Below are 8,942 nucleotides of genomic sequence, written 5' to 3' on the forward strand. Positions count from 1 at the left end.
GATTATTCTTATCAATCCTTCCCTATTGGTCTCAACGATGTCCGTGATTTAATGCTCTTATTCTACTCACCTCTAAACTTATGTTGACGATACGCTTCAGCAACCATAATACATAACCTGTGTATGTAATCCATACTGAACGTCACTACCATCTTCTCACGGAAAGCCTTGGTCAATTCATAATTGCCAACCCCGTTTTCTGCCCACAAAAAAACGGCACATTATGTGCCGTTTTTTTGAACACGAAATCAGTCAAGAATTCGTATTAAATAGATCTCTCATGCTACATAATTAGATTATCGACAGCTCTCTCCAACCCGATAATCCACTCGTAACGCTGGTGCCCAACCTGTTTCTTTTGAGCTCATGTCAAGCCCATTCCCCGTACCTTTAGAGGCGATGGCCAAACCATGATTGCCTTCCATTAACCAGTCTGTCACTAATGAAAGATCTGCAATCGAGATGGTCATAACCCCTTCGTTATTGGGCGTAAAACTCGCCACCTCACGACCAATCTCTTCATTGATATTATTCCAGGTAACACTTTGCTCTTGCCAACGTTTACCGACATTGTAAACGCCATAAGCTCCGGAAGACGTATTCGTTACGTTCACCCATAAATCGACACTTTCAATGGACGCGCAACTGGGAATAATTGAGGTATCGAATTTCAAGACTGACTTTAATTCACCATATTGAGAATCTGAGCCATCCGACAATAGCCCTTCCGTTTCACCGTCATAGTTTTCATTCGGGCTACTCGAAGAAATAAATGCATCGTCGGTTAATTCTAAATTCGCCGATAACACTTCACTGCCACAAGTAGCATTGGTTTCATATTCCAATTCAAGTACAGGCGCAGAACCGGTTTCTTTCGACGTCATGTCTACGCCATCGGACGTACCGGCTGAAGCAATCACAAACCCAGTGTCATTACCCTTTAACCAAGTTTGTAATGTGTTTATGTCAAGCTCAACCGAGCGCTCACCCGTCGACGAAGGTGTGAAAGACGCTAAGGTCGCACCGTGATTATCATCACCGCCGACGCGGTTCCAAGTCACCGATGACTCGCTCCAATACTCGTTACTGAGCATAACGCGATAGCGACCACGAGAGCGATTGGTCACGTTTAATTTTAAACGGGCTGAAGTAATATTGGCACACTCTGGTACTGCAGAAGCATCAAAGTTAATCAGTGTTTGAGTTTCGCCGTACGTCCCCGTAAAGCCATCAGCCAATAATTCTTCACCATTGAAATTACTGTTGCCATAACTGCGGGCAATGAACACATCATCGGTTGCCGATAACGCTAAAATATTGTCATCACCACCGCCGCCGTTACCTGGCCCTTGTCCATCCAGCAGAATTTTTCCATTCGCGGCTTTGGTTAAAACGGCAACCGCACCCACTTGCCGTGGACGCCACCAATTAATGCCGGTTGGTAATGCCGTTGGGTTCACTTCCCGCTCTGTGCGGCTTAACGTGCTGGGGTTACCATCAAACTGCGCAGTGCGTAATTCAATGTCCTCTTGTGAAAACGTAATCACTTTAAATTGTTGAATGCTGGCAAGGTCTAGCGTCCAACTTTTCGGGCGATCTGCTGTGCGTGCAGGTGCACCCCAACTGCCTTCCCCTACATACAGAGTGCCGCCATTCGTAGTAGAGGTAAAACTACGGCCCGATGGCGCAACCGGGTAAGTCATTTTGGTAATATGAGTATCGGAATCCACCGAGATGCTCATGTTGTAATCGTAAAATAAATCCGCCCACCAATTAAATAACGTAGGGACATCGGACTTTCTGCTACTGTGCGGAAACATAGGGCGATGGTATTGAGAAATACGCCAGGTTGCAGAATCTCCTTCTGTGGCTAAATCACTTTCTAACCAAGAATTCATTGCATTAGCGTAAGAAGACCAACCACTGTTTCTAAATTCACTATTCAGAGTATAAACTCGCAACAATGGCGAAACATTAAATGCACCATAGGTGTCGTATTCTGTACAACGACCATCTTCATCGCGGTCAACACCAAAAATTTGGCATACAGTGCGGTAATTTCTATTTTCGTGATTACCGTGTGTTGGCACAATTGGGTATATTCTTTTGTAGCGAACACCATCAATGGTGTCATCGGAATAGGATAATTCCCAATCCGTTAAAAATTGATTCATTTCACGCACATTATTTGCGTCGGTAAAATCACCGCCATGCATAACAAATAAAGGACGAATTTTTGCTAGTAAACGATTTCCATTGCGACGATTTGTCCAACCCGTTCGAGTATCGCCACCGGCAACCGCAACAAAAGGAGAATTATCGGTAGGGGCAGTTTTAAACCAAAAACGCTCACCACAACCGGAGTTATCACACACACGGTAATATACTGGTGAATCTGCCGGCAAATCTTCGAGGTAAACAAAGTGGTTGGTTATTCCGCGTTGAAATACTTCCGTCATATCCACTGATTGTCTTTGCCACTGATTTTCATCAGTAGAAAAACCATAACTTACATAAGGAGATTGGCTGGTGCCATCCGGAGAAAAACCAATTACAGCACGATGGGCGGGGTCGAAATCCCACGCAACTCGATGATGCTCAGTGGCAGCGTGTACCAAAGTGCCACCACTGATAAGCGCAGCTCCAAAAGCTACGCTCATTAGTGAACGAAAAGAAATAAGGGACATGAGCGTTCTCACTTTTATTATGAATAAAAATTATTGAAAATTTGACAGACCAATAATTGAAAAACGGCGTAATGACACGCTTCAGAAAGTGCGCAGGAACACTACCACCCGCTTATGACGCTTTTGGTACAAAAAAATAACAGCAAGATAAAATTAACGTGACAATAGTCACAATAAAAACACCAATCAAAAACTCTCAAATGAAATCAGAAATAGTGCCCGCCATTTAGGCTTTCTTTTTTTGAAAGCGTATCGAATGACGACAATATTTTATTCACCTTTTTTCATTGAGTATTTTCTATGGGCATTTACTATGGGCATTTTTTATTGGACATCTTCGACTGAAAAGTCTATTCAATGAAATTTCACTTCGGCTGATTCGAATTCACCAAGCGAACAAATTCCGCCGACTGATACGGCAATGCCGATTGCCGGCCATCACCAAAACTCAATGCCATGGCACCGACCGTAAATTGCGCATAAACACCAGTGAGTCGCGCATTAAAATCCGCCGTCCAATAATTGGCTTTCTGCGTATGCGGAAAAAACTCAACCGTAATTTTAGGCCGACCTGGTTTGACTGAGAAATTCAACAGCGACATTAATTCTTTTGAAGAAGGTAACCGCCACCCATCAAGACCGCACCAGCGTTCTTTATTCGCTCTGCGAATTAAATCCTCTGTATCACATCGATCACGCTCAAAATAACAATCCCCTTGATTGGGAATACCACGAGAAGCGGTATTGCTATACCAAGAGTAGGTCCAATCGCCATGGCGAATATTTTCTGCGTCGGTTTTTACCTCCCAGAGTAACCCTGTGGTTTGATCTTCAACACACGCCCAAGGCCCAGACCAATTGGCTAAGGGTTCGCCTTCTAATGACCATTTCTGATAGCGGCTTTCTAATGGTAAAGGGTTGGAAGGCTGAAGCAGAATCGCCCCAACCACAATCGTGCAGATGAGCGACATTAAAACCACAGCCCGACGGCGTCGCCTTGGTGCGTTAAAATATGCCCTAAACATTACGGAAACCTCAAACGTAGGGGAGTGGCATGGCGAGTATGCCCTATTTGCGATTGATCAAACGCCGCCACCCACATGCACACGCCATCTTGAAGAGCAATGTCCGTTGATGAGCCGGTTTCTAGCCGACGTGACAATTCCAACGACCACACGCCGTCTTTCCAAATCCCATGGGCTCTTACGTCTGCCCTGTCCCCTTCAAACTGGTTAGAGCGATACAACACCGACGGCAGTACCGTACCAATAGGGTAATGATCGTCGTCTTGATCATAGGGAACGTAAGAAAACCAGTTGACCATCCAAGGCTCAGACTCCTGCGATACTGCCGGCTGAAGCCCTTGTATTCGTTGTTGGTAGCGATACTGAAATTCGGCTAACTGTTGTTGCGATAAGGCATCCTCACGGACTGGCAAGCGCTTGGGCACAATAATGTCTGGCCGATACCACTGCCAATTCATGACATAAGCACCAGAGTCTTTCCCGTCAGTGCCATAACCGGCGGTATATCGACGAGCACCGGGGCGAGCCTGATCAGGCGGGCCAAAATAATTGTCGTCGGCTAACATCATATGATTCGTACGCACGGCCTTCCAATGCCACATATCAACAATCGGCCCCTTGTTCTCACCCTCAGAACCCAGATGCATGTCCGACTGTTTGCCCGACTGAACGTCCGGCTGAACATAATGATAACCTCGGCCATGCCAATTACTGGGCTTATCCTTCAAAGGCTGCGGCCCCAAGTGTGCGGTTCCGCCTGCGGCCAATTTGCAACGCTCATCGAGCAATACGGCAAACTTATCTTCGTAATAATGCTGCTCATGAAAACGATGAAAGCCCCGTTGCTGCACCTCCCAGCCTTTTTCGGTTTTCAACAAAGGCAGGTGTAACAAACTTTGCGTGGGGTCTTGCCATTGGATAAAAAAGAACGCCTCTTCCCCATTATGCATGGCCTTCGTGGTGACCCGCGTCGTCCCATTGGCCAATACACTTTGTGCTCCCCAAGAGAAGTTTTCACCCCCAAAAGTGATTAACGATACCGAACTTGCCTCTGCCCACTCCGGCTCATTGGCCATCCCATCCACCCGCACGGGGGACTCCAATGGAATACGATGAACCCGAAGCTCGGGGTACGACCAATAAACCCCTCGGAAAACCAATAACGACACACCCGCAAAACAGAACAGCACTAGGCCCCCTATCACCGGGCGCTTAAAAGCCGATGTCACCGTCCACAACCAAATGCGTCGGCCTCCAGTGAGTGTGTAATCACTTACATGCACCATGGCATAAAACAGCACTGCACCGGCAAAGATAAAGTGTAAGGTGTGAACCCAATGCGCCACAAAAGCACCGCTGGCATTACCCAACAACGCCACCCCAGACAACATCGACAACAACACGCACCATCGCCCAACCCGCTGAATAACACGCCGAGTGGTAGGAGGCGATGAAGAGGGCGCTGCCTTTAACCATTGCCGGGAAAAACACAAACACCCCAGATAAACACTCACCACCAAAGTGAGTAAGCCCCCACTTAAAAAGTGCCAGACCACCACATTCCCCTGAGGCAAAAAGGGAGAGAGCAGCAGTAGCCATTCATACTCAAGCATGGCAATACGCAACCCGGTTAAACCGCTCACCACAACAACAATCATCAACAACAAGTGCAACAACGGCCACAACCAAAGGCGCCCTGCCCGCCCTGAAGACGCTGGTTGTTCAAGTTGAGCCTGGGTTTCTACGCTAGACGTTGAAGAAGAAGATACTCGCGAGGGCAATTCGTTTACGACACGATCCACTATGATCCTTAATCATTTTTAACGTCACTATTGACGATACAGTAAGTTGTTGAAGATACGGTAAAAAGCAAAACCTCTCATTAAGTCCGGGTATTCAGGTAAAAACCACAACAAAGAAATGGTTATTGACCCACTGAACCAGAAATGGCCTTTGAGAGGAAAAAAATCAGCATTATTGAGCCACAATCCAAAATCATGGGTTGCTCGTATGACAAAGTTATGACGAAATAGCGCGACCGAAAAATTCGACGCCTTTCACCCAAATAGAGATGCTGTCGAATCGTCGTTAATACACCACTGTAACCAGCCTGAGGGCACCACTGTGACCAATGCCATCATCAACATCACCAATCTCAGATTGAGAACGTACATCGGGTTTAATCCCGAAGAGCAAGAAAAACAACAAGATGTGGTGGTGAATGCAGAGATCCATTATCCGGCCAGCCGTTTATGCTTCGACGATCACATTGAAGGGGCACTGAACTACAAAGACATCACCAAACGTATGATTCGGCACATTGAAGAAGGGCGATTCTTACTGCTGGAAAAACTGGTGGCAGACATCTTAGACATTTGCTCAGAGCACGAATGGGTGACCTTCGCCAAAGTCAAAATCGACAAGCCCCATGCCCTGCGCTTCGCCGACTCCGTTTCTATTACATTGATACACGACAAATTGGCCGAGGCCGCCCAGAACAATCACAAACAGAGCCAAGCAAACAGCGCCCTGGCGAACGATGCACATAGCAAAACCAACACTGAGCCAACCAAACAAACCGCAGCCTGACGCTGCACCAGTGCCAGTCATAACAACAAAAAATAGTGAAATACCGCAACAGCAAGCGACAGACAAGATACCTGAGGGATACCTCCATGATTTCTGAAGAAGCCCAGTTGGTCAAAAATACCCTTATTGAAAAAGGGCTGGAAACACCACTTACAAACACTCCGCTGACCACAGAGGAAAAATACGAACGCATTAAAGGGCTCATGACCGAAGTGGTGGCCACACTCGGCCTCGACCTCAACGACGACAGCCTCTCAGAAACCCCGCACCGCATTGCCAAAATGTACGTGCAAGAAATTTTTTCTGGGTTGGACTACAGCAACTTCCCCAAAATTGCCGTCATTGAAAATAAAATGCAGGTAGATGAAATGGTAAAGGTGAAAGACATTAGCCTCACCAGCACCTGCGAACATCACTTCGTCACCATTGATGGCACCGCAACGGTCGCTTACATTCCCAATGACAAAATTATCGGGCTATCCAAAATCAATCGTATTGTGCGTTTCTTTGCTCAACGCCCACAGGTACAAGAGCGTTTAACTCAGCAAATACTCGTGGCACTGCAAACACTTCTGGAAACCGACAACGTCGCCGTAAGCCTTCAAGCTACCCACTACTGTGTAAAATCACGGGGCGTAATGGACACCAATTCAGCAACCTCAACAACGGCACTGGGCGGGATTTTTAAATCGAACGTGCACACTCGGGCCGAATTTTTGAGCTGAGCACCAATAGCGTGACTTAAAAAGCTTCGACTCATCCAGAGCCCACTGCTACAGTCTTTGGGTGAGTGGCAACTGAGCTTAATAAAAAATTCTAAAACAATTTTTTCTGGAATTTTTAAACTAAGCCCCTTGGGATTTTTTCGTGTACCAAAAAGCATCAACATCAACCTAAAAACTAACGATATTGATCTAAAATACTATAATCAACGCCATAGCATTTCTTGTATTCTTGCCATAAAAAGGGTTTAACCGGTTCAAACTTATTTTTTAAATCTGCTTTTTTAATGTCATTAAGATGGTGAGAGCTATATGCGACAGAGATTGAATTCATGATAAACTTAACAACGCTTGCAACAATATTACCGCATTCACTGTCCAATTTTGAGCCCACTCTAAAGGAAAAGCGTATCGCAGTGCTAGAAGAAAGCATCAAAATATATTCAAGGATGTATCTATTTCTACCCAACTCAGATAAATCTCTCACTGAGTAATTTAAATAATGCACATCATTAATAGTTACACATGACCAATCAATAGGGTATACATACTGATAAAAATCATTTGTATTTTTTATATGATATGAGCTGTCAAGCTGGCTTAATGCAGATGAATAGAAATTATCAATATAATCAGCTTTCACACTTTTGAGATAAGTTAGCGAGAATGTCATTGCACCCACCTAATTCACCATTCCAGAAAGGAAGGCCGTAAAAATTGTACACCCTTCGAATAAGTATCCCTCCAAAATAAGAATCTTTGTTCGATTTTGACAATTTCAATTCATCTGAATCAAGAACAATCTTATCTCCTCCTTTATTAATACCATTTACGTCCTTTTCAAAATTAGACTGTTTGAAATTCGATCTTGGTAGAAAACATGAAATTTTCGTTCCAGAACAGTCTAGAACAACTTGCTCAGGATTATCTAAATTAGGCCCCTTGGGATTTTTTCGTGTACCAAAAAGCATCAACGTCAACCTAAAAACTAACGATACTGATCTAAAATACTATAATCAACGCCATAGCACTTCGTATATTCTTCCCATATAAATGACTTAATAGGCTTAAAACTTTCTTTTAAATTTAAATATCGTACAGTTTCCTGATGAAATTGGCTCTGACTCAAAGATACGGAACTTACAATATATTTAATTATTTTTGAAACCTCTTCTCCACAACCACTATCAAGATCATTTTCAACATGAAAAGAAAACTTAACAAACACATCTTTTGAAATAAAAAATACATATTCATGTATATAAGAACCTCGATTTCTTCGAAGTTCAGAAAGCCACTGTATTGTATAAGTTAAACAATGGCTTTCATTTACATCTAAAAGAGTCCAATCAAGAGGATAAAGATACTGATAAGATCCTTGAGTGCTATCAATATGATAATAAGTATTTAATCTAAACAAAAAACTATCAAAAATATTATTAACGTTTTTTTTGCTTTTCATATAGGTTACATTAAATACAACTTCTGCAAGTGATCCATTGAGAAAAGGTAACCCCCAAAAATTGTAAACCCTCTCAACAAGCTTTCCCCCAAAAAAATCAGTCTCATCTTTTTTTGGGGGGGGGGCGGAGGAATAGTCACCTTATCAATATCTAACTCAATTCGCCCATCACCCTTATTTACTAAAGGGTGCATAACTTAGACAACACTGTATAATACAGTCATGAAAAATGATGGCAGAAAATTAAGTCACGATACGCTCGAAGAAATTCGCATTCGTGCAGTACAACAAGTGGAAGCTGGCGAAAGTCCTGAAGTCGTAATCAAAGCACTCGGCTTTAATCGCAGCCAAATTTATCGATGGTTGGCCCTTTATCGTGAAGGGGGCTATGAGGCATTGAAAAAAAGCGTAGCCAAAGGTCGAGAACCCAAGCTATCTGACCAGCAACTTCAAAAGC

Annotated in this window: 8 protein-coding genes; 3 read left to right on the forward strand and 5 right to left on the reverse strand. The window is 44.1% G+C overall.

Features of this window, described 5'->3' with window-relative positions:
• Positions 1–296 precede the first annotated feature (296 nt).
• The 3 genes from LU351_RS04125 to LU351_RS20870 all read right to left on the reverse strand — a co-directional run bounded on the left by LU351_RS04125 (position 297) and on the right by LU351_RS20870 (position 5,514).
• On the reverse strand, positions 297–2,687 hold the full coding sequence (locus tag LU351_RS04125; protein WP_232592784.1) for a DNRLRE domain-containing protein: 2,391 nt from the start codon (positions 2,685–2,687) through the stop codon (positions 297–299).
• A gap of 365 nt (positions 2,688–3,052) precedes the next feature.
• On the reverse strand, positions 3,053–3,712 hold the full coding sequence (locus LU351_RS04130) for an Lcl C-terminal domain-containing protein (RefSeq protein ID WP_232592785.1): 660 nt from the start codon (positions 3,710–3,712) through the stop codon (positions 3,053–3,055).
• Positions 3,712–5,514, reverse strand: coding sequence for an ethylbenzene dehydrogenase-related protein (locus LU351_RS20870; RefSeq protein ID WP_232592786.1), 1,803 nt, complete (start codon positions 5,512–5,514; stop codon positions 3,712–3,714). Before LU351_RS20870 ends, LU351_RS04130 begins: the two co-directional genes overlap by 1 nt.
• Positions 5,515–5,836: 322 nt before the next feature.
• On the opposite strand from LU351_RS20870, the gene folX reads away from it, so the two are divergent.
• Positions 5,837–6,301: a dihydroneopterin triphosphate 2'-epimerase gene (gene folX / locus LU351_RS04140; RefSeq protein ID WP_232592787.1), complete on the forward strand. Its 465-nt coding sequence runs from the start codon at positions 5,837–5,839 to the stop codon at positions 6,299–6,301.
• A gap of 86 nt (positions 6,302–6,387) precedes the next feature.
• Positions 6,388–7,026: a GTP cyclohydrolase I FolE gene (gene folE, locus LU351_RS04145; RefSeq protein ID WP_232592788.1), complete on the forward strand. Its 639-nt coding sequence runs from the start codon at positions 6,388–6,390 to the stop codon at positions 7,024–7,026.
• 175 nt (positions 7,027–7,201) lie between these two features.
• On the opposite strand, the gene LU351_RS04150 is transcribed toward folE, so the two are convergent.
• The gene (locus LU351_RS04150) at positions 7,202–7,705 is read right to left on the reverse strand and encodes a hypothetical protein (RefSeq protein ID WP_232592789.1); all 504 of its coding nucleotides are present in this window, start codon (positions 7,703–7,705) and stop codon (positions 7,202–7,204) included.
• A 306-nt stretch (positions 7,706–8,011) separates the two neighbouring features.
• Complete coding sequence (locus LU351_RS04155) at positions 8,012–8,485, reverse strand: hypothetical protein (RefSeq protein ID WP_232592790.1); 474 nt, start codon at positions 8,483–8,485, stop codon at positions 8,012–8,014.
• A 222-nt stretch (positions 8,486–8,707) separates the two neighbouring features.
• Here LU351_RS04155 and LU351_RS04160 point away from each other — a divergent pair.
• Positions 8,708–8,942: helix-turn-helix domain-containing protein (locus tag LU351_RS04160; protein WP_232592619.1), on the forward strand; the 235-nt coding region annotated here is incomplete at its 3' end.

Source organism: Marinibactrum halimedae (assembly GCF_021234875.1).
GTDB lineage: Bacteria > Pseudomonadota > Gammaproteobacteria > Pseudomonadales > Cellvibrionaceae > Marinibactrum > Marinibactrum halimedae.